Here is a 20,942-nt window from a genome sequence, read left to right as displayed (position 1 = left end):
ATTCTGATTTGTCTTGTGATATACTCCAATTGAATTCTCCCTAAAATTATCGAATAATTCCAGTTCATAAGGTGAGGTTATGGATACCATCAAAATCAACCATAGCGATGAGCCAATTCGCTTGTTTAAGTCTGACTTTCTGGAATTTTTTACGCATATTTCCCCGGTCGTGGTGGTAATTCTCTGGCTGCCGGTTGCCGGGTTTTTCTTTATCAGAGGTGTATGGATTAAACCTCAACCGCTTTCCGCTTTCTTTTTACCGTTTGGTTTCCTGTTGGGATTGTTTTTTTGGAGCCTTGCCGAATATTTGTTGCATCGTTTTCTGTTCCATTACAAGCCCAAAACTCCTCAGCAAGAAAAGATTTTTTATCTCTTCCATGGGGTTCACCATGAACAACCCCAATGTAAGACCCGTTTGGTCATGCCGCCGGTGGTCAGCATCCCCCTCGCGCTGGTTTTCTATGGTTTATACCATGTTCTGTTTGGGGTTTTGCTTCAGGCACCTTTTATGACGGCAATGGTCTTCTCGGGGTTTATTATTGGCTATTTGATTTACGATATCACCCATTATGCCACGCATCACTGGCCGATGCGCAGCGGGATTCTCAAGGCATTGAAACGTCACCATATGCGCCATCATTACAAGACCCCCAATCAACGTTTTGGAGTATCCTCGCCATTGTGGGATTATATTTTTGGAACGAGAGGCGACTAAACTGCAAAGGAAAACGAAAATGGCTGCCGGTTAGATAGAGGCAGCCATTTTTTATTGTTCTCAGGCACTTATTATTCTTTTTTGGCTAGACCCTGGCGGGCAACCGCTTCAGCAGCGGCTTTGACTGCTTCTTCGTCAGCCAGATAGCGGCGGGAAAGGACGTTCAGTTGATCATCCAGTTGATAGGCGAGCGGAATACCGGTGGGGATGTTCAACTCGGTAATGTCTTCATCGGAAATGTTATCCAGGTATTTGACCAATGCCCGCAGGCTGTTGCCATGCGCAACAATCAGGATTTTTTCACCGGCTTTCAGGCGCGGAACGATCTTTTCGTTCCAAAAGGGCATCACTCTTTCCAAAGTCATTTTCAAAGACTCGGTGGAGGGGAGCAGAGCCGGATCAACCTTGGCGTAGCGAGGGTCAAAACGAGGATGGCGGGGATCGTCGAGGCTAAGGGCCGGCGGCGGAGTGGCGTAACTTCGTCTCCAGATATGCACCTGCTCATTTCCGTATTTTGCGGCGGTTTCTGCTTTGTTCAGGCCTTGTAACGCGCCATAATGTCGTTCGTTGAGTTGCCAGGCTCGTTCCACGGGCAGCCACATCAGGTCCATCTCGTCCAGAATGATCCAAAGGGTGCGGATGGCTCGTTTGAGGACAGAGGTGAACACATAATCAAAAGTGAATTTTTCCGCCAGCATCTGCTGACCTGCAAGGCGGGCTTCCTCTTTGCCAATATCAGTCAGGTCAACATCTGTCCAGCCGGTAAAGCGATTCTCCAAATTCCACAGGCTTTGCCCATGGCGCACAAGGACAAGGTTCTCTTTCATGGCTTACTCCTGATCAATTTCGAATTTGTTTCGGAAACATCAAGAAAGATTATAACCGAGAATTGATCGTTTAGCGCAAATTTTCACGATTAACCCGATTGGAAATCAATTTCAACTGACGGGCGCGCAGCATGGAGTACAACAGGAAGATCAGGATGAGTACCGCAACTGCGCCAGCAATGTTTGCAATCATTTCGGATCCGCCCGCTTTGAAGAGAATTCCTGAAAATGCCCAAACAACGACCAGCGGATAGGTGATTGCATTTCGAAAGTGAATCATGGCAATGGCCAGCAATCCACCAACAATAATTACCAGGGCAGTCCATAGCTCTGCGGATAATCCAAACCCGTCCCAATTCCAAGTGTAGAGCAGGACACTTGCATTGGCTATGGTCGCCACAGAAATCCAGCCCAGATACAGGCTGAGAGGAAAATGAATCAAGGTGCGTTCCACAGGTGGTACCGGTTGAATGCCAATTCCCAAACGGGTGTAAGTGACCAGTAGTGAGATTAACAATCCAATCATCAAGAACATGGAAAGGGGGATGATACCGTAATGCCAGGCAAAAATCCAGGCGGCGTTGAACAGGTTGGCGGCAATGAACCCAAAGCCGATGCGATTAATGTGAGGATTATTCTGCTGTGAGGGGAGAATCTGATAAATTGCAAACCCAATTAATGAGAGGTAGATCAATCCCCAAATGGCGAATACATAACCTGCCGGGGTAAATAAAACCGGAAATGAGTCAGAAATCTCACCGGTGGTACGGTTGTTGATCGGCAAGGCATTCGCCAGAGAATTGACCGTTACCGTGAATACAAGTGTAATCAAATTGAGCCAGCGGATGATTTTCATGCTTTTGTAACTCCTTTGGTAATTTCAATTTAAGAGTATCATAAAAGATATTCCCATGGGTTGATTTGTTAATGTTTAAGATGAGTTGGGAATGAAATTAAGGGAGTGACGTATCATGTTCGTTTTTCTATCCAAGTTTCTACCCTTGTTGATCTATCCACTTGGTCTGGCCTGTATGCTGCTTTTGGTCAGTCTGATCAACCGAATACCGCAATCCTGGCGAAAGAGATTGGTAATTCTTGCGCTTGTTTTATTATGGTTGGGCGGAAATCGCTGGGTGGCTTTCAGTTTGACCTACTGGCTGGAAAGGCAGATAGTTGCTCCCGATGTATTACCTCAGGCAGACGTTATCGTGGTTCTGGGTGGGGGAACCGAGTCATTCGACTCGCCGCGCAGCGGTGTGGAAGTCAATGGCGCCGGTGACCGGGTAATTCATGCTGTGCGGCTCTATCGTCAGGGAATTGCCCCTTACATTTTATTAAGCGGCGGGAATATTGATTGGCTTTCTGCGCGCACAACCACGCCGGCATTTGAGATGAAGGAATTGATGGTTTTTATGGGCGTGCCAGAGGCGGCACTGATATTGCAGGATCAATCTCAAAATACTTCAGAGGATGTGCAGTTTTCCGCCCGAATTTTGAAAGAAAAGCAGCTTGAGAGGGTTGTCCTGGTTACCTCAGCACAACATATGCCGCGATCGGTTGCCCTCTTCCGGGCAGAAGGAATTGAGGTGATTCCTTCACCAGCAGATTATTCGATAACCGATTTGGAATGGCAAAAGTTGTGGCGAAACAACCCGGCAGCTCAATTAATCAATATTTTACCGAATGCCGGATATCTCTCGATGACCACCAGCAGTCTGAAAGAATACCTTGGAATTGTGGTGTATTCTTTGAGAGATCTTTTGAGCGTTCCTTAGCCGGATTACACCCTGCGAAGAACTTTCAAACGCAGCAACGCTCGAATAAAGGGCAATGGCGGCAGGGATGCCAGAATTTTCAGATCTTCAGGAAAACTCTGGTTTTCATCCAAAAATGCAAATACCCGTTGAATGGGGTTGTTTCGGAACAGTTGGGTAAAAATGTGGTGCATTTCTCCGCCATGACGCTGCATTACCTGAAGCATGATGCTGTCAAAAAGGTGATAGCGCGATGGTGAATCGGGAAGGTCAAAAGGATGACCTTGCTGAAGCAAGGAACGCACGATGGCTTCACTATCTTTCTGAATACGTAAGAAAGCATAACCGCTGGAAGGTTTAACCCGCCCGCCCAATGTGCCGACGGCTAAAATGCGCTCACCCAGTTTGCGGGGTAGAGGTTGATCGGACATGGGAATCACGCCGTTTTCCACGGCTTTGATCCGGAATTCTTTTATCTTCAAAGTGTCTGCTATGTAATTTTGAAGAGCGCTATCATATTCTTCATCGGTCAACAGTTCAGGTGAAAAGAGGGTATATTCAACCATTGCTTCCCGTTCCGAAAATGGCAGAATGTACATAAAGCGCATTTGCCCGTCCTGGGGGATGCGAAAGTCGAAAAGGGTTGGCATTTGTGGGTCGAAGCAGCGAGTACTGGTTTCTATTTCCCAACCGCGAAAATGTTGCTTCAGATAATGATAGCGACGGGGTTGTTTGGTAATTTTTTTGGGATCATAAAGGCTGCTGAATACCCATTTGCCTTCAAAAGCCATGCCGTTTAGCGAAACCGAGGCATGCTCCTGGTCTTCTTGGATCCGGTCTACTTCTCCATATTCAAATCGAACATTTGGAAAGCTACTCAGCCGGTCATAGGCATGACGGTAAAAATCAATCCCTCGAATCAGGTAGTAACAGTAGGGTGAAAGGACATAAGTCTTTGAAAAATTTAACCCATAAAATGCCAGTCTATCCCAGGTGCGGAATGTTGCCGTTGGATACGGGCTGGGATGAACTGACCAAAAACACCATGTGCGGTCATTGGTGCGTTTTGGCTCGCGGTCGAGAATCAAAATTTTACGGTCGGGAAAGGCTTGCGCCAGACGAAGCGCCAGACTCAAGCCGGCTGCACCGCCGCCAGCCAGGATAAAGTCATAAATCCCCATACGAAGGCAACGCGCCTTTCTTTAAAAGAAGTTTGGATTTTTCCTGAGCTGAAAGGAAAGATGCTTGGAGTGCGTTCTTTTGTAATTGACGAATCTGCTCTTTGTTCAGGCCGGCCTGCGGAGCAGCGACATTGTATTCGTATGGCAGCGTGATGGCGCTGATGCCGGGATCATCGGTATTCAGAGTTGTGCAAATTCCCCGATCCAAAAAGAGGCGCACGGGATGCTCTGCGTAATTTTTTACCGTTGAGGTCTGCACATTGCTGGTCAGGTTGACTTCAACCGCAATGCGCTGGTTTGCCATGTAATCCAGCAATCGTTCATCTTTGACTGCCTGAACGGCATGACCAATCCTCTCCGCACCTAGTCGTTGAATGGCCTGCCAGATGCTTTGCGGGCCGTCGGCTTCGCCGGCATGAACTGTAACGTGTAAGCCAGCATCGCGGACAAGGGAAAAATGAGAATCGAACCACTCGGCGGGGAAGTGAGCTTCATCACCGGCCAGGTCCACCGCCACAAATTCCTCACGGCGGGAGAGGATGGCTGCCAGTTCATGATGACAAATGTCTGGACCGTAGGTTCGGCTGAGAATGCCAATCAGGTTGACTGGCGTACCTGTGTCCCGGCTGGCGGCGCGCACGCCGTCCACCACCGCGTCAATAACCGCAACCGGGTTCAGGCGATGGGTTTCTGCCATAAACCAGGGCGAAAAACGGAGTTCGGCATAATCAATGCCTTCTTTTACCAAATCCTCAACGCATTCATAAGCCACTCGGCGGCAGGCATCCTCATTGACAAGGATTTTCGTCATCCATTCAAAGCGGGCAATGAATTCCATCACGCCCGGTTGGGCATCTGTCACCTGCACATAAGGGCGTAAACCTTCAACGTCCTGAGCAGGAAGGGGCAAACCGTGGGTATGGCTTAATTCCAGTATCGTTTCCAGGCGGACACTGCCATCCAGGTGACGATGAAGATCAATCAGCGGATAATGAGGATCAATGAGATTGTTGTTCATCGAGCAGATATTTTTTAAACCATCGAGCAATGTGATTCAAGCGGAGTATACGCCGGTCGGTTCGACCACCGCGCGAGAGGCCATGAAATTCTTCTGGAAAACGCACCATTTCGGTGTCCACACCCAAGCGTTTGAGGGCTACATATACCTGTTCGCCCTGTTCGATTGGGCAGCGTAAGTCCATTTCGTTGTGAATCACCAGCGTGGGGGTTTTGGCATTTCCAATGTGGGCGATTGGTGAACGCTGCCAGTAGTAGTCTAAGGCTTCAAAAGGTGGTTTATCGTTTAGTTCACGCTGGAATACCCAATTGAAGTCACTGGACCCCCACATGGAGATAAAATTGCTGACACAACGTTGAGTGACCGCAGCGCGAAAACGTTGGGTGTGACCGATAATCCAGACAGTCATGTAGCCACCGTAACTGCCGCCGGTTACACCCATGCGGGTTGTATCAATGTACGGTTTTTGGGCGATGAAATCAGCCCACGCCATCAGGTCGGCGTAGTCGCGGTCACCCCAATTGCCGTGAATAGCGGCGGCGTGTTGTTCACCATAACCGCGTCCGCCACGTGGATTGCAAAAATAGACGACGAAGCCCTGAGCTGCCAGATAGTAAAATTCGTGCATGAAAAGTTTTCCGTACTGGGTCAGCGGACCACCGTGAATTTCCATGATCGAGGGGTATTTTTTTTGAGGATCAAACTGGGGTGGCTTGAGGATCCAGCCTTGCAGGTCGTTATGGTCGGGTCCTTTGAACCAGACTTCTTCGATTTCTCCAAGATCAACTTTATCCAGTAAATCCCGGTTAAAGCGGGTCAGGACGCGCTGGCTGCCGCTGGAAAGGTCCAAGAGCATAACCTGAGCGGGATCCTGAAAAGTGCCCCATAAACCGGCGATGCGAGAACCGGCGCGGTCCAGACTATGCGTATGAAATACCCCGCCCTCACCGAGGATGGTTTCCAAACCGCCGCCATCGCGGCCAATTTTCATCAGAATACTCGAACCATGCAGGGTTACGGGAAAGTACAATGTTTGGCTGTCCGGGCTCCAAAGGGGCGGGTTGGTTACTGCACCGCCAATGTCATTAATCGTCCAGGCACTGACGTTTAGGTCATAGGATTCGGTCAAGTTTTTAGCGGGATGTGATTCGTCGGTGGGTATTACCCACAAGCCGATGTTCTTGAACCCCTTGCCGATCCCTTCCTGACCGTAGTATGCCAGCCATTTACCATCCGGTGAAAACCGCAAGGAAAACTTGTTGCCGGGCGGTGTTTGCAGCCGGCGGGCTTCGCCGCCGTTGGCCGGCATCAGAAAAATGTCATCCAGGTCCGGGTTTGAGTCCGGATCATCGCTCCGGTTGGAGATAAACGCAATCCATTTTCCGTCTGGAGACCAGTCGGGAAAGTTCTCATCCCAAACCGGGTGATCGGTCAATTGAGTGGCCTTGCCGGTGGCTGCATCCACTACCCATAAATGCCAGCGCTCATGCGGGAGATAACCATAACCGTCCAGCTTGTAGAACAAGCGGTCGTAATGACGGGCAGGGGTGCTGAGATCCTTTAGGGCGGGATCTTTTTGCCGTTGGAGGACTTCTTTGTCAATTTTCCTTACCGTACAAAGGATTTTTTTGCCATTCGGTGACCAGAGGATTTCTCCAATTTCACCTTCCAGTTGGGTGAGCGGACGGGCTTCACCGCCATGAAAAGGAATTAAGTACAGTACAGGGGGTTTGTCCTTGTTCTGGCGGTTGGAGAGAAAGGCAATTTGCGACCCATCCGGCGACCAGACGGGATGATGATCGCTTTGATCGCCAAAGGTAAATTGACGCGGTTGACCGCCCTCCACCGGAACCAGCCATAGGTTGGAATATTTCTTTTCACTTTTCTTCTCTACTCGCTGCAGGGAGAGAATGATGTTTTTGCCATCCGGAGAGATGGTTGTGCCGGATGGCACCTGAAATTGATAGAGATCTTCAGCGGTGATGTAACGCTTTGCCATTTGGCTGCTCCTTTACTGGGATTTGGGTTGGTGCGGAAATACGAATTGGTTAGAGCAGGGATAAAATTGCTTCAGCTAAATAAAATGCTCCGCGGTTTTGACTGAATTCTGACCAGATTTTCAAGGAGGAATTGAACTCCCCGGATAGTGACAATGTAATTTTACTCGCTAAATCTTCAGGAAGAAAGTTATTGGGGTCAACAACCTTACCCAGTGAAAACCGCTCAGCGTCGTGGGCGATAGCGAACTGATCACTGGAAAAGGGAAAAATGATCATCGGCTTGGCGTGGTAGAGTGTTTCGGTAAATGTGTTGTTCCCGCCGTGGTGAATGACCAGGTCTATGTAAGGGAGAAGAGCAGTTTGAGGGAGAAATTCGCGCAAAATGACGCGGGGATCGTTGAATTCAGTGTATTCTGAGGAGTGAGATCCAATGGCGGCGATCAATAATGCGTGGGGAAATGCTGCTATCACCGTTTGCAAAACCTTCTTGAGCACATCCATGCGTGCTGACAGAAAGGTGCCAAAGCTGATCAGGATTTTGGGTGAGGCATGGCGGTTATTATGGATGATCTCCCGCCACTCCGGATCGAGGGAGGAATTTGGAGAAAAACAGTGCCCGGCGAACCATTTTTTCGGCTGTATGCGCTGGAGGTGCAGGTGACCGAAATCAGGGTAATTGAACAGAATTGCCTGTGAGGAAGCCAAACCAAAAGCATTCTCAACCTGCGCCTGGTTGGGGGCGTGTTCTTCTAAAAACCGGTTAAAAATGGCCGTAAATTCCTGCTCAGTCTGTTGCGCCAGCAACTTCAACCTGTGGATAGCGCGGCTGCTCGGTTGAATGGCAGATGGGAAAGCATACGGAACGCCAAAAGTCTGGTCTTCGATAGGAATATAGGTGGGATGTCCGGGACAAAAGGTAAGGAAAGGGTATCCCAAAGCGTATAGGGAGAGCGTGACAGCATAGTTTAACTGGTCTACCAGATAGAGCGAAGGCTGCCAGATACGCTGAAGTTGTTGAATCTGGTTATATATCGGCAGAGGATCGGGCAGCATGTCTAAACGGCGGTGTTTTGTCTGAATCAACAGTGTGGGTATTGCCCCGCGCTGGGTTGCTCTGAAAAATTGCTGCAAGCGTTGAGCCTCACGGTGGTTCTGGCGGGTTTGTTCTGCGATGCCGGTATTGGCATTTGGACTGATTTCTAATGGTGTAAAGTTCAACCCGGCGGAAGTCACTTGAGTTTCAAAGGATGGCGCAGTTGCGAATATGACCTGAACGCGGCCGGAGGATTTCAGGGCTTTGGCAATCGTTAGCAGCGGGTTAAAGTGTGAGTAAAACGGCGGGCTGATAATCAGTATGGTTTTCATGGTGCGTTTTGGGAATGGCAAAAGATACCGTTTTGAGATAAAGATCAGCCAGTAACCGTGCAATCGAGCGGATATCATAATTCTGGCGTATGGTTTGCTGTCCTCGTGCAGCAATAGTTTTTAATTTTTCTTCCTCCACAGCCAGGATCTCCATCAGTTTCTGTTCAATAGAAGCAGATTCGGAAGTATCCATCAGGAAGCCGTTTTCTCCATCCCGAATGTAACTGGAAAGTCCGCCTGCCTGAGGTCCCACTGCCAGCCAGCCGGCTGACATGGCTTCCAGTATGGCAATGCCGAACTCCTCTTTGAGACTTGAACAGACATACAGAGGCGGCTGGTTCAAAGGATAATCATCTGCCAGATGTGTTTCCAAAGCCCGGATTTGATGGTTGGGAAGGGCGGGGAGAAGAAAAAAGTTGGAGCGGGCATGGGGATATTTTTCCAATAAGTGGTTAATCGACCGAAGCATTTTTTCTTCTGTGGGGGTTGGATTGACCGGAGACCCGCCGATTAGAATCAGGTCAACGCTTTTCCATAACCCGGAATTCAGCCATGCTTCAACCAGCAAGTCTTGCTGTTTAATCGGACTTAGGCGACCGACATTTAAAATCAGGCGACGGCGACTGTGGGACAAATCCTCTTTTGAACGTCCGATTTTGGTCAATAGGAGTTGAATTTCCTCTTGAGCAACCATGGCAGGGGGGGCAATTTCAATTCCTTCGGGGATGAGAGCAAAAGTTTTTTGGCGAATCAGTTGAGGAAGTTGCGGAAAATAGGGGAGCAAATCGGCAATTCCCATTCGAGATGGCAGAATTACGACCGAAGAAGCCAGGTGAAGAAGTTGATCAGCAATCAGCACACGGAAAAGCGCGGCATTTAAGGATTGATAATCTTCCTGCTGCATGGGGGAATGGATTTCCAAGCGCTTTTCAAGGGCGCGGTGAGGGTCGGCAGTGAGGGTTAATATGGTCTTGATATTCATCTCCAGGGCAATTTCAGCCACAGTGCGGGTTTGAATATCGTTGAAGCGCAAATGAAAGGCATCCGGTAAAAGATGGATTTCCCGTAGAATGAGGCGGAGGAGGGTTTTTATCTGCAAGGGATGGCTCAGGAAATCGTCTCTGGCAATCCACTGGTTGTCATGAATCGGGAGATTAACCCGCAGATGGCTTTGATCCCCGCTGACCAATGGTATTCCAGAATCGCAAGAACCCGGCACGGTGACGAAGGTGATGATGCGTTCGATATTCTCATTTTCTGCAAGGGCATTACCGAGTTGACTGAGGAAAGTAGACAAACCGCCGCTATCGCCAACTCCCGGTTGATCAATGGAGCCGTGAAACATGAATTGAGCGATGGTTATGCCCGGGTTATCTTTATATGAGTAAGTCAATTTTTGATTGATAAGGATTAATTCATTCAGAAAGGTTTTGAGACGGCTGACTGAACTCGTCTTTTCTGGTTGAAGTTCATTAAGAACCTGAAAGTACAGGTCGAATAGGGAGGGCTGTATTTGGCGCATTGAAAGCCAGACCGCCACATTGAGCGGATAGGGGAATTCGGTCTGCTGGAGAGTTTTTTCTACCCATTGCGCCAGGACATTGGAGTTGTGATGCGAAGCGAGATATTCCAAAAATCCAAATGCAACCGATGGAAAAGCATGATAACGATTCAAAAGAGAATCAACCAGAGAATCGGGCAGTGCCAGTTCGGGGTGGAGGGATGCCAGTGTCAGAAAGGCAGTTGTGCGCTGAGGAGAAGTTTGTGGGTTTTCTAATAAGGAGATCAGGCGATTGGCAAGAGGATGGAGATCAGAAAGCGTATGCAAGTTTTGTTTGAACATCTGAACAATCAGTGAGTTGTTTAATGAATGATCGCTGATCCAATCCAGCATTTGAACGGTCAAATTGACCGAAGGATTGCGGAGCAAGCCTCGCAGAATGGCGGAACGGTGGAATTCGTTTGAAACAATCGCGAGGGTATGTTCAATTTCGGTTGAAGTGACTTTCTTAACACTCCACAACCTTTCCAGATTCAACCACTCCTGGAGCAGATTTTCACCTGAAACCGGAAGACATAGCCAATGGTTAAGATTTTTTGCCCGTTCAAGGGTGAAAAGTTGATGGCGGTGAAAACGAAATGTGCTATCCGATGTCCCAATCAACGGTGTGGGCAGGGGATTGCTTTGATAACCTCTGGCTGAACGGTTGAGTTCCATAAAAATTCCTCTCACGTCTAAAACGAACGTTTCTATACGTTCATTTTAGCGAGTGAGAGGAGGAAAGTCAGCCTTTTTGGTTGTTTGTATAACCTTTGTACAATATCAGACCGATGCAGTCTTTTCCTTCAGCGCCAGCAAGATTTTTTCCTGATCTATAGGGATATGGTCGAAGCGCACGCCTACGGCATGATAAACCGCATTGGTAATTGCCGGAATGGTCGGGATGAGAACGATTTCCCCGACTCCTTTGGCCCCGAAAGGCCCTTCGGATACCGGGTGTTCTACCACAATCGGGATGATTTCGGGCGTGAGGGTGATTGAAGGCATCCTGTAGCGTGCCAATCGGTCGGTGATTACGCGGCCCTGTTCCACGATGAAGTTTTCGGTCAGGGCATGACCAATGCCCATGATGGCCCCACCCTCAATTTGACCGCGCAAGCCAAGCGGGTTGATCGCAGTTCCAACATCGTTGGCAATGATCAGCCGTAAAACCTTTACTTCGCCTGTGCGCGTGTTGACCTCCACCTCCGCAGCCTGTGCGGCGAAGGAAAAAGCAAAGTGCATATCCCCTCCCTGTCCCAAGGGTCGGGTGGCGGGCGCCCAATAGGTGTAGGAGGCGAGCGGCTGCCGGCCGGATTCGATCATTTGCTCTGCCAGATGGGAAAGACTGACTTGTTTTCCATTCACTTGAGCCAGACCTTCAATGAAGCGGATTTCCTGAGGGGGGACATCGTAGCGCTCAGCCAGCTCACTGGTTAACAACTGGCGCAGTGCGCGGGCGGCGTGGCGAACCGCATTGCCGGTGACAAAAGTCTGACGCGAGGCGGTGGTCGGCCCGCCATCCGGGGTCAGGTCGGTATCCATGAGCAGTACATCAATCTGACGTGGGTGCTGGTTGAGCTCTTCCGCAGCAATTACCTGCAGGACGGTGGGCAAACCCTGTCCCAATTCAGCGGAAGACGAACGCACTTGAAAAGTACCGTCGCGGCGCAGTTCGACCTCCGCACCAGCCTTGTCGGGAGCGCCGCCGCCCAAACCGGTGTTCTTGTATCCAACCGCAAAACCCCAGGCACGTACCAGATGAGGGGCACCCTCCACCCGCTTTGGTGTAAAGGGATCACCGCCGCTCAAACGGTTCATTTCGGCTTCGACCCTTTCAATGCATTCCATTAAACCAACGCTTTCGCGCAGCACCTGCCCGGTGTTGGTAACACTGCCAACCCTCAAGGCGTTCTTCTTGCGCAATTCTACCGGATGGATGTTGAGGGTTTCAGCAAGAGTATCCATCATCGATTCGATGGCAAAGGCGGATTGCATCACGCCAAAACCACGAAAAGCACCAGCAGGCGGGTTGTTGGTGTACATGGCGTAACAATCGGCTTTGACGTGCGGAACCTCATACGGGCCGGAGGAATGGGTGGTGGCGCGGGTCAGAACTTTTTCACCCAGGGAAGCATAAGCACCCGTATCCCCAAAAAGTTCAGTTTCGACTGCTGTCAGCCTTCCATCTCGCTTTGCGCCAACTTTGACACGGATCTGGGTGGCGTGACGTTTGGGATGGACGATCAGGCTTTCCTGACGATCAAAGAGCAGTTTGACCGGGCGACCGGTGGCTTTTGCCAGAAGGGCAGCATGGATTTGACCGGCAATATCTTCCTTGCCGCCAAAACCGCCCCCAATCAGTTGACCGATAATCCGTACCTGATCTTCGGGCACCCCCAGCGCCCGCGCGACCTGATTGCGGTCCGAATAAGGTATTTGCGAGCCGACATAAATTTCCATGCGTCCTTCCGGCGTCAAGCGGGCAATACTGCACTCGGGTTCCATGAAGGCATGGTCATGCATGGGAGTGTGGTAAGTGTGTTCCAATATAACATCGGCCTGTGCAAAGCCTTCTTCAACATCCCCCTTGCGTACTTTGATGTGTTTGAGGAGGTTGCCGTTTTTGTGAATGCGCAGGGCATCTTCCTGAATGGCTTTGACCGGATTATCAATTACCGGCAGGGGTTCAATCTCTGCTTCAATCAGTTCCAGCGCCTGAGTGGCAATTTGACGGGTTTCGGCGGCTACAATTGCCAGCGCATCACCAACGGTGCGGATTTGCTCCCCCACTCCAACCAGGATTGGCCAATCGGGAATGACCAGCCCATGATAATGCTCACCGGGGATGTCTTCGGCGGTGAGGACGGCGGCCACCCCCGGCAATCGGCGGGCTTTTTCAACATCCAGTTTGCGTAAAATTCCGGATGGAATGCCGGCTCGCTTAACGCGGGCGTGAAGCATGTTTTCGAAGATAATGTCATCCGTGTAAACTGCTTTGCCGGTGACTTTGGCGATGGCGTCCGGGCGAGACTGCACCGTTCCCACAAACTGCCCCGCGTGGCTGGAAGGTTCTACCGATGGAGGGGGGATGGGCTGACCGGTTTGTAATGTCTTCGCGGCGGCTTTGATGGCGTTGATGATGGTGGGGTATCCGGCGCAACGACAAAGTGTGTCTTTGAGGGCGTATTTTATTTCCTCTTCGCTGGGCTGCGGGTTGTGCTGCAGTAAAGCATAAGAGGTCATGATCTGACCGGGGATGCAAAAACCGCATTGAACTGCACCATATTCAATAAAGGATTGCTGCAACGGGTGAAGAGGTATCTGCCCACCATCTGGGGCAGGGGTCGAATGAATTTCAGAAAGCCCCTCAATAGTGAGGATGTTTGCTCCGTTGGCTTTGGCGGCCGGAAAAGAACAGGACAATACCGGTTCACCGTTGAGAATTACCGTGCAGGCGCCGCATTCGGCTTCACCACAGGCAACTTTGGTGCCGGTCAGTTTGAGACGATAGCGCAGTAAATCCGACAGCATTTCGCCGGGGATTTCCGGCAAGTGATAAGTTTTTCCGTTGACTGTGACAGTCAGTTGATTTTGGTCGTTCATACCGCCTCCAATTCAAACGCCCGTTGCCAGGCTTTACCAATAACTTCTTCCAGCAGAACTTCACTGAGGTGATGCCGATATGCGGCACTGGCGCGCATTGCGCTGCTGCGGAATTTGATGGACTGGTGAATGGCTTCCTTTGCTTTCTTCAAAGTGTCCAAATCAGGGGTTTTACCGATTAATTCCTGTTCCACCAGAACGGCGCGAAGAGGCACCGGTCCGGAGGGGCCGATCGCAATGTGGATGTCACGGATGACTTGCACGTCTCGTTCCATCCAGACGGCCATGTTCAAAATGGGCAGGGCTACCCCCTGGGGACGCATTACCCGACTGAAGGCAGAAGATTGACCGGCCTGGCGCAAGGGCAGGTAAAAACCCACAATAATTTCTGAACTCAGGTCGAGGGTTGACTGCCCGGGCCCTTTGAAAAGTGTCTGGATGGACTGAAAGCGGCGGCCGGCCGGACTGGCGATTTCTACCTGTGCATCAAATGCAAACAGCGAAATCATCCCATCCGCTGCCGGCAGAGCATGAGCCACATTGCCGCCAAGGGTGGCCGTATTTCGAACCTGAGGGCCGCCAATTAAACCGCACGCTTCGGCAACGGCGCTAGCATGGTATCGTACAAGCGAAGATTCGGTGATAACTTTGACGGGAACGGCAGCGCCGATGAATAATTGATTCCCAACTTCTTCCAGACGAAGTAATTCGGGAATGCGGGTAACATCCACAAGCGTGTGTACCGGTTGATGATGTCCCTGTTGGATTTCCAGTAAGAGGTCGGTCCCGCCGCCGATTGGACGGGCTGGGCCGGGAGCAGAAGTCAGATAGTAGATTGCTTCTTCAATGCTTTGGGGAATGACATATTTTTGCCAGATATTCATCGGATCGGTGGACTCCTTTAGGAAGGCGGCACTTTTCGACGGACTCATCCCGGTCCGACGCCGGTCCGGCTTTCTGCCGGATTCCGACCACCGATTCTTTATACTATTTTACGATATTTTTCGTCAAAATTACAGTACTTCTGGCTCAATTCTTCTCAGTTCAAGAATTAAGCAAGTCAAACCTGGGTTCTTTCACGGATGCCGGCCATCATCAGACCCAATTCCTCGGTTGTGGCGCTTTTACCGTCCACAATTCCAACAATTTCTCCTTCGTAGATGACAGCAATACGATCCGAAAGGGCGCGAATTTCATCCAGGTCCTCGGAGATTAAGAGTGTGGCAGTTCCGGCTTCGCGTTGTTCGAGCAGCCGTTGATGGATGTACTCGGATGCGCCAATGTCAACCCCGCGGGTTGGCTGTGAAGCGATGAGCACTTTTGGTTTGCGGGAAAGTTCACGGGCAAGGATCATTTTCTGGATATTCCCGCCGGAAAGGTTTTTTATGGGTGTATCAATAGAGGGGGTTTTTACATTGAATTCCTGGACGAGGCGTTCAGATACCTGCCGGATGCTGCGAAAGTTGAGAAAAGTTCGCGAAGAAAACGGCGATTTTGTGTGATCTTCAAGGATGAAATTATCCGCAACACTGAAATCTTTGATGGCACCGTCTTTCATGCGTTCTTCCGGGATGTAGGATTGGCCGGTCGCTATCCGTACCGAAGGAGAGGCATGAGTCACATCCACACCGTTGAGAATGATCCGCCCGGCTTTAACCGGTCGTAAACCAGCCAGAGCCTCCGCAAGTTCCCTTTGCCCGTTGCCCGAAACGCCTGCCAGACCCAGAATTTCGCCACTATGAACTTCCAGCGATACACCTTTGAGTGCGTCTGTACCGCGGTCGCCACGCACAACCAGATTTTCAATTTTCAACAGAATGTCCCCCATCTTAAGGGGTGACTTCTCGTATTGAAGAATGACCGGCCTGCCAACCATCATTTGCGCCAGTTCGGTTTTTGTGGCGCCCGCCGTTGGACGGGTACCCACCACCTTGCCGTCACGCAATACAGTAACACGCTGACTGATGGCAAGGACTTCGTGAAGTTTGTGGGAGATGAAAATCAGTGCATGTCCCTCGGTTGCCATGCGGCGGAGGGTTATGAATAAATCATCCACTTCTTGTGGAGTGAGCACGGCAGTTGGTTCGTCCAGCACTAACAGTGCAGCACCGCGATAAAGTGCTTTGAGGATTTCCACCCGTTGCTGTTCACCAACCGAAAGCTGCCAGATGTAGGCATCCGGGTCAACTTTAAGATTGTATTGCTGGCAAAGCATGTCAATCCGTTTTCGGACGCGGTCAAGGTCCAAAATTACTCCGCGGGAGGAAGGCAATCCAAGCGCAACATTTTCCACTACCGTCAGGTCGGGTACCAGCATGAAATGCTGATGAATCATGCCGATGCCGGCAGCAATCGATTCCTTGGGGGAATGAAAGTTGACTTCCTCACCATTGATAAAAATTTTGCCTTCATCGGGGCGGTAAAGGCCATAAAGCTGTCGAACCAATGTGCTTTTGCCTGCGCCATTTTCACCGAGCAGTGCATGAATTTCACCGGCTTTGACATCAAAATTGACATGGTCATTTGCCAGAACGCCAGGAAAGCGTTTGACAATGCCCTCCATGCGCATTTCTTCAATCTTTTTGTGACCCGTCGGGAGCAAATCACTCATTTTTCACTTCCGCAGAGAAGGGGTGGCTTGAATGGAAGCAAGCCACCCCCTTTTGATAAAAAAGGTTATTGTTTCGGTCCGCTGAGCGGATCAATAGTGCCGTTCATGATGCCATCAATGGTTTCCTGAGCTTTGGCTTTGATGTCATCCGGCACGGGGACTTTGTCGTTGTAGACCAGTTTCAATCCGCCGTTTTTGAAGGTGAGGGTGTAGGCTTTACCGCCCAACACGCCGGCACGCACCGATTTGACCATGTCGCGAATCACAATCGTCCAGTCAAAAACCTGTGTGGCGACGACGGTTTCCGGACCAACCGGGGTTTGTTCCCACTGGGTTCCGAACCAGTACGCTCTTTTGTCTTTGGCAACGCCGATTGCGCCTACCACCGATTGCGAGGAACCGGTCAGCATATCGGCGCCGGCGGCGATGTGGGTTTCGGCTGCGGAGGCCATCAGCGAAACATCCGAGAAGGAACCGGTGAAGGTGACGTTAACCTGAATGTCGGGTTTCGCATTTTTCGCACCGGCAACAAAGCCATCCACAAACAGTTTGGCATCGCCAGCATTGACCGGCCCGCAGACACCCAACACACCGGTTTTGCTCATTAACGCGGCAATGGTTCCGAGTACATAACCGCCTTCCTGAGATTCAGCCTGATAGGCATAAACATTGTTTATGCCCTGCTTCTGAAATGTGTCGAGGGATGTTCCCCAGGCAAAAGCTGTTTCAGGGAAGTCTGGGGCAATTTGAGAAAGTGAAGTGCCGTATTGGGAACCATGTGCAATCACCAGGTCATAACCTTGGGCGGCATAATCGCGGATGGCAGCGGCAGCATCGGGAACGTTGAACATGCCTTCTGAGTAGGCAATTTCAAATTTGGATGGTCCACCTTCCTCTTCCTGAACTTTCTTCAAGGCTTCAAAGAAAGATTGGCTGAAGGCAAGGTCGGTGATTGTACTGGGCATCACCACTGCCACACGGAAGGGTTTTTCTTCCTGTGCGGGCTGAGTGGGGGTCGCGGGCTGGGCACATGCGCTCACCAAGAGTGATACAAGGGCAACCAGCAGTGCAATCCGAACAATTGACATTTTCATTTTTTACTCCTCCAAAAAACAGGGAAATGGGTGGATAACAGATGGAATAGCCGTTTTTATAATTGATTGGTGTGTGCGTTCCCGGATCACCTCCTGTCGGAAAGAATCATTTCTCCAGTCCACACGTTAATTCTCACCTCTCTCGAAAGGTTTGGTCAATGCCTGCGGTTGACGGGCGCGTCTGCCTGATAGGGTGAGGGCAACAATGGTGAGAATATAAGGCATCATCACCGCAATATCGGATGGAATATTGATACCCTTGACTTGTACCCAAAGCTGTAAGGCGTTGACAAAACTGAAGAGTAACGCACCGCCCATCACACCCCACGGCCGCCAGCCGCCAAAGTAAACCAAAGCAACGGCAATGAAACCCATCCCGCTGGTCATGTTTTCCTGAAACAGGTTGATCAAGGCAAGCGAAAGGGACGCGCCAGCAATACCGGCAAGAATCCCGCCCAGACAGACGGTAGTGTATCGAATCAGAACAATGTTGACACCCAATGTGTCGGCAGCTTGTGGGTTTTGACCCACAGCGCGGACTTTTAACCCAAAGGTGGTTTTATTCAATACAAAGTTGGCAAGCGGAACCAGTAAAAATGCGCCATAAACCAATAAATTGTGATTGAAGAAGATATCGCCGAGGTAAGGAATTTGACCCAATAATGGAATTCGGATGGGCTGAAAACCGCGGATTGACTCAACCCCGCCGAGGGTTACTTTAAAGAGCAGGGTGGAAAGACCCAAACCGAATAAATTGAGACCAATGCCGCTAATACCCTGTTCGGCCTGCAGAGAAACACTGACAACCGACATGAGCAATCCCATCAGAAGCCCTGCAATGGCCGCACCCATCAAACCTAAAAACAAGTTCCCGGTTTTCATCGCAACGTAGAAGCCGGTATATGCACCCATCAGCATGATGCCATCCACCCCGAGGTTAAGCACCCCTGAGCGTTGGGCGAAGGTTTCACCGATGGCAGCATAAAGGTAAGGGGTTGCCAGGCGGATACCGGAGTAGATGATGCCTAATAAAACGGGCAGGGTGAAGAGTTCAGCCACGAGTTTCCCTCCTCCGCGCGCGGCGTCGAGCCCAGATTTCACTGCTGACCACAAAAAGGACCACCAAACCTAATAAAACGGTTATCAGGGCCGAGGGCACCTGGGTTGCGCGCTGCATCCGGTCGGCACCGACCAGCAAACCACCAAAAAGAACCGAAGCGGGTATTGCACCCAACGGGTGCAATTTGCCGAAGAGAGCAGCCACAATACCTGAAAAGCCATAACCTCCTGAGAGTCCTTCCATCATCCGGTGATGAACCCCGCTAACTTCAACACCGCCTGCCAGACCGGCAAAAGCGCCGCCGAGGATCAATGAAAGGGCTTGATAAAACTGAACCGGAATACCCGCATAACGAGCCGCATCCGGGTTCAAGCCAACTGCCCGGATGCGGTAACCGATGGTGGTGCGCCACAGGAAGATGTACACCAATACTGCCATGACCACAGCCAAAATTGCACCGCTGTGGAGTAAGGTGCGCGGCATCAGGCGGCTCAGCCATGCTGCCTGAGGAAGTAAATCCGACTGAGCAATCTGAGTGCCGCGTTCAATTTCGGCCGGGTCAATCATCGGGCCGCGCAACAAGTAGTTGGAAAGTTGAAGCGCAATGGCATTCATCATTACGGTGCTTAAGATTTCATTAACCCCCAAACGGGCTTTGAGTACACCCGGTACTCCCCCCCAGACCGCACCGCTCAGGGCGGCGACTAATAAAGTCAGGGGTAGTAGAATTATTCGGGGCAACTCCGAAAATCCAATTGAAAAGGCAGTTGCTGCCAGCGCACCGACAATCAACTGCCCTTCGCCTCCGATATTAATCACCCCGCCGCGGAAGGCAATGGTGACCCCCAGTCCCACTAAGAGTAAGGGGGTTGCTTTTACCAGTGACTGAGTGAAACCGGAAACATTGCCGAAGGCACCCTGAAAGAGAGTTCCGTAAGCTTGAAAAGGATTTACACCTAATGCGTAAATTAACACTGCGCCGATGATCAAAGCCACCGGGACAGCCAGAAGAGGAAGGAGGGCCTCAATGGTACGATTGAGTAGTCGGGAATATTCACTTTTGGATGGCATTGAGGGGGTAACCCTTTCCTGAGGGCGGGTTAAGGATGGGTAGATGTCATACAACTTTTTATAAAAAACAGTATAGCAAAAAATGTCTTGATTTCCAAATTGTATTTGTCATGAAATTTGAAATTTTAAGATTTTTGTTCGATGAGAAAATGGAACAAATCACCAAGATGACCTTTAAACAAGTCTAAATCGGTTGTTGTCAACAGAGGCAGCAGGAATTCATCGGAAAGCTGGTAGGGAATTAGAAGCCGTTTGAGATATTTTCGGAATAATATTACACCCCGATCAGCGCCGTGGAACTCGACCATTTCATTGAGGTGTAACATGATCCAGCTTTTTACTTCTTGAGGGGAAACTTGCCAGCGGTCTTTCTGGCAGAAAATCCATGGATTTTGCAAAGCTGCCCGGCCGATCATGACACCGTCACAATGGGTATGGGAGAGTATGCGTTGGATATCTGCAACATTTTGGACATCCCCGTTTGCAATTACCGGGATGTGCAGAGATGCTTTGACCTCAGCGATGGCATCCCAATCTGCACGGCCAGTATATCCCTGTGCCCTGGTGCGACCATGAACGGCAATCAGCTGAGCGCCGTTGTCTTCAACAATTCTGGCAATTTCTAAATAGTTCCGGTTTTGTTCATCCCAACCCAGCCGTATTTTGGCGGTAACCGGTACGGGCAGATGTTTTACCAGATTGCGAATGATTTCGGCAACTTTGAACGGATGAGGTAAAAGCCCTGCTCCGGCTCCGCGGCTGGAAACGTGCCGGGCCGAACACCCAAGGTTCAGGTCAATGATATCGGGTTGAAAAGGAATCAATTGTTGGGCTGCGTTAAGAATACGGGCAGGGTCATCATCGAAAATCTGAAACACCACCGGTCTTTCAACCTCGTAAAAGGCAATTTTCTTTTGGATGCGCTGGATATTCGCAAGAATATCCAATGCATTGATAAACTCTGTGTAAGACATAGCAGAACCCAGTTTGCGGACAAGGGAGCGAAACGGCCGCTCTGAAAGACCATCCATTGGTGAAAGAATGAGATTGCCAAAAACCGGAATGTTTCCAACAAAAAAGGATGGCTGTGAATTCAAGGT

The 20,942-nt window shown here is 50.2% G+C and carries 16 protein-coding genes; 2 read left to right on the top strand and 14 right to left on the bottom strand.

All coding sequences use genetic code 11. The features are described 5' to 3' along the window. Window positions 1–79: 79 nt before the first annotated feature. Window positions 80–715, top strand: coding sequence for a sterol desaturase family protein (locus ACWIZX_RS02645; protein WP_322792628.1), 636 nt, complete (start codon window positions 80–82; stop codon window positions 713–715). Window positions 716–786: 71 nt separating this feature from the next. Here the strand turns inward: ACWIZX_RS02645 and gpmA are convergent, their stop codons facing one another. After that, window positions 787–1,542 carry a 2,3-diphosphoglycerate-dependent phosphoglycerate mutase gene (gene gpmA, locus ACWIZX_RS02640; RefSeq protein WP_322792627.1) on the bottom strand — a complete coding sequence of 252 codons (756 nt, stop codon included), beginning with the start codon at window positions 1,540–1,542 and terminating at the stop codon, window positions 787–789. Between the two features lie 70 nt (window positions 1,543–1,612). After that, window positions 1,613–2,398 carry a tryptophan-rich sensory protein gene (locus ACWIZX_RS02635; RefSeq protein ID WP_448334722.1) on the bottom strand — a complete coding sequence of 262 codons (786 nt, stop codon included), beginning with the start codon at window positions 2,396–2,398 and terminating at the stop codon, window positions 1,613–1,615. 115 nt (window positions 2,399–2,513) lie between these two features. Here ACWIZX_RS02635 and ACWIZX_RS02630 point away from each other — a divergent pair, with 115 nt between their 5' ends. Further along, complete coding sequence (locus tag ACWIZX_RS02630; protein WP_322792625.1) at window positions 2,514–3,317, top strand: YdcF family protein; 804 nt, start codon at window positions 2,514–2,516, stop codon at window positions 3,315–3,317. A 5-nt stretch (window positions 3,318–3,322) separates the two neighbouring features. On the opposite strand, the gene ACWIZX_RS02625 is transcribed toward ACWIZX_RS02630, so the two are convergent. The 12 genes from ACWIZX_RS02625 to ACWIZX_RS02570 form a co-directional block, all read right to left on the bottom strand. Beyond that, complete coding sequence (locus ACWIZX_RS02625) at window positions 3,323–4,477, bottom strand: lycopene cyclase family protein (RefSeq protein WP_322792624.1); 1,155 nt, start codon at window positions 4,475–4,477, stop codon at window positions 3,323–3,325. Beyond that, window positions 4,464–5,495 carry an adenosine deaminase gene (gene add, locus ACWIZX_RS02620; protein ID WP_322792623.1) on the bottom strand — a complete coding sequence of 344 codons (1,032 nt, stop codon included), beginning with the start codon at window positions 5,493–5,495 and terminating at the stop codon, window positions 4,464–4,466. Before add ends, ACWIZX_RS02625 begins: the two co-directional genes overlap by 14 nt. Next, window positions 5,476–7,494 carry a S9 family peptidase gene (locus tag ACWIZX_RS02615; RefSeq protein WP_322792622.1) on the bottom strand — a complete coding sequence of 673 codons (2,019 nt, stop codon included), beginning with the start codon at window positions 7,492–7,494 and terminating at the stop codon, window positions 5,476–5,478. The genes add and ACWIZX_RS02615 overlap by 20 nt, the downstream gene beginning before the upstream one ends. A 49-nt stretch (window positions 7,495–7,543) precedes the next feature. Further along, entirely contained in the window at window positions 7,544–8,860 is a 1,317-nt protein-coding gene (locus tag ACWIZX_RS02610) for a glycosyltransferase (protein ID WP_448334721.1), read from the bottom strand. Next, complete coding sequence (locus tag ACWIZX_RS02605) at window positions 8,814–11,078, bottom strand: glycosyltransferase family 4 protein (protein WP_448334720.1); 2,265 nt, start codon at window positions 11,076–11,078, stop codon at window positions 8,814–8,816. Before ACWIZX_RS02605 ends, ACWIZX_RS02610 begins: the two co-directional genes overlap by 47 nt. Before the next feature lie 105 nt (window positions 11,079–11,183). Continuing rightward, window positions 11,184–14,006 carry a molybdopterin-dependent oxidoreductase gene (locus ACWIZX_RS02600; RefSeq protein WP_322792619.1) on the bottom strand — a complete coding sequence of 941 codons (2,823 nt, stop codon included), beginning with the start codon at window positions 14,004–14,006 and terminating at the stop codon, window positions 11,184–11,186. After that, the gene (locus ACWIZX_RS02595) at window positions 14,003–14,890 is read right to left on the bottom strand and encodes an FAD binding domain-containing protein (RefSeq protein ID WP_448334719.1); all 888 of its coding nucleotides are present in this window, start codon (window positions 14,888–14,890) and stop codon (window positions 14,003–14,005) included. Before ACWIZX_RS02595 ends, ACWIZX_RS02600 begins: the two co-directional genes overlap by 4 nt. A 176-nt stretch (window positions 14,891–15,066) precedes the next feature. Further along, the gene (locus ACWIZX_RS02590; protein WP_448334718.1) at window positions 15,067–16,617 is read right to left on the bottom strand and encodes an ABC transporter ATP-binding protein; all 1,551 of its coding nucleotides are present in this window, start codon (window positions 16,615–16,617) and stop codon (window positions 15,067–15,069) included. A 65-nt stretch (window positions 16,618–16,682) separates the two neighbouring features. Then, window positions 16,683–17,711 (bottom strand): BMP family protein, encoded by a 1,029-nt coding sequence (locus ACWIZX_RS02585; protein ID WP_322791364.1) that lies wholly within the window; start codon window positions 17,709–17,711, stop codon window positions 16,683–16,685. 126 nt (window positions 17,712–17,837) lie between these two features. Continuing rightward, on the bottom strand, window positions 17,838–18,770 hold the full coding sequence (locus ACWIZX_RS02580; protein WP_448334717.1) for an ABC transporter permease: 933 nt from the start codon (window positions 18,768–18,770) through the stop codon (window positions 17,838–17,840). Next, window positions 18,763–19,842: an ABC transporter permease gene (locus tag ACWIZX_RS02575; RefSeq protein ID WP_322791366.1), complete on the bottom strand. Its 1,080-nt coding sequence runs from the start codon at window positions 19,840–19,842 to the stop codon at window positions 18,763–18,765. The genes ACWIZX_RS02580 and ACWIZX_RS02575 overlap by 8 nt, the downstream gene beginning before the upstream one ends. A gap of 125 nt (window positions 19,843–19,967) precedes the next feature. Beyond that, window positions 19,968–20,873, bottom strand: coding sequence for a tRNA dihydrouridine synthase (locus ACWIZX_RS02570; RefSeq protein ID WP_448334746.1), 906 nt, complete (start codon window positions 20,871–20,873; stop codon window positions 19,968–19,970). Window positions 20,874–20,942: the final 69 nt, after the last annotated feature.

Source organism: Bellilinea sp., assembly GCF_053501535.1.
The sequence above is the reverse complement of the archived record's forward strand: the minus strand, read 5'-3'. Positions and strand labels throughout refer to the sequence as shown.